The organism is Pseudomonas sp. Nvir, assembly GCF_963778085.1.
Lineage (GTDB): Bacteria > Pseudomonadota > Gammaproteobacteria > Pseudomonadales > Pseudomonadaceae > Aquipseudomonas > Aquipseudomonas juntendi.
In genome coordinates this window covers 1-1,528 of sequence record NZ_CAVZVN010000018.1, presented here as the reverse complement: position 1 = coordinate 1,528, position 1,528 = coordinate 1, and the positions used below count along the sequence as shown (strand labels likewise).

Sequence of the window (1,528 nt, the reverse complement as noted above, 5' to 3'; positions counted from 1 at the left end):
CTTTACATCACCTACTGGGCCTCAAAACGGGTACGTTCGCGCAGCGATTATTATACCGCCGGCGGCAATATTACCGGCTTCCAGAACGGGCTGGCGATTGCCGGCGACTTTATGTCGGCAGCGTCGTTCCTCGGTATTTCCGCGCTGGTGTATACCTCAGGCTACGACGGCCTGATCTACTCGCTGGGCTTTCTCGTCGGCTGGCCGATTATCCTGTTTCTGATTGCCGAACGACTGCGCAACCTTGGCCGCTATACCTTTGCTGACGTCGCTTCATACCGCCTGAAGCAGGGGCCGATCCGCACCCTCTCCGCCTGCGGATCGCTGGTGGTGGTAGCGCTGTATCTGATCGCGCAGATGGTGGGCGCCGGCAAGCTGATCCAGCTGCTGTTCGGCCTCAATTACCATGTCGCCGTGGTGCTGGTTGGCGTGCTGATGGTGCTCTATGTCCTGTTCGGCGGCATGCTGGCAACCACCTGGGTGCAGATTATTAAAGCGGTTCTGCTGCTGTGCGGCGCCAGCTTTATGGCCTTTATGGTCATGAAGCACGTCGGCTTCAGCTTCAATAACCTGTTTACCGAGGCGATGGCCGTCCATCCGAAAGGGGCGGCGATTATGAGTCCCGGCGGACTGGTGAAAGATCCGATATCAGCGCTCTCTCTGGGTCTGGGTCTGATGTTCGGTACCGCCGGCCTGCCGCATATTCTGATGCGCTTCTTTACCGTGGGCGATGCCAAGGAAGCGCGTAAAAGCGTCTTCTACGCCACCGGTTTTATGGGCTATTTCTATATCCTGACCTTTATTATCGGCTTCGGCGCCATCATGCTGGTCGGCGCGAACCCGGCGTTTAAAGACGCGGCCGGACAGCTTATCGGCGGCAATAACATGGCGGCGGTACATCTGGCGGATGCGGTGGGGGGCAATCTGTTCCTCGGCTTTATCTCCGCGGTCGCTTTCGCCACTATCCTGGCGGTGGTGGCTGGCCTGACGCTCGCCGGCGCCTCAGCGGTGTCGCACGACCTGTACGCCAACGTCTTCCGCAAGGGCGCGACCGAGCGTCAGGAGCTGAAGGTCTCCAAGATCACCGTGCTGATCCTCGGGGTGGTGGCCATTCTGCTGGGTATTCTGTTTGAAAATCAGAACATCGCTTTCATGGTCGGCCTGGCCTTCTCCATTGCCGCCAGCTGTAACTTCCCGATTATTCTGCTGTCGATGTACTGGTCGAAGCTGACCACCCGCGGCGCGATGGTCGGCGGCTGGCTGGGCCTGCTGACTGCGGTCATTCTGATGATCCTCGGCCCGACCATTTGGGTGCAGATCCTCGGCCATGAGAAAGCGCTGTTCCCGTATGAATATCCGGCGCTGTTCTCCATCGCCATCGCGTTCATCGGTATCTGGGTCTTCTCCGCCACCGATAACTCACCGGAAGGGATGCGCGAGCGCGAGCAGTTCCGCGCCCAGTTTATCCGTTCACAAACCGGGATCGGTATCGAACGCGGCCAGGCGCATTAATCGTTCTCTCCCCTTC

Annotated in this window: 1 protein-coding gene; it reads left to right on the top strand. The window is 59.0% G+C overall.

Annotated elements, in window-relative coordinates:
* On the top strand, nt 1–1,512 hold a 1,512-nt coding region (locus AACG97_RS00180), incomplete at its 5' end, for a cation acetate symporter (protein ID WP_338463221.1).
* Nucleotides 1,513–1,528: the final 16 nt, after the last annotated feature.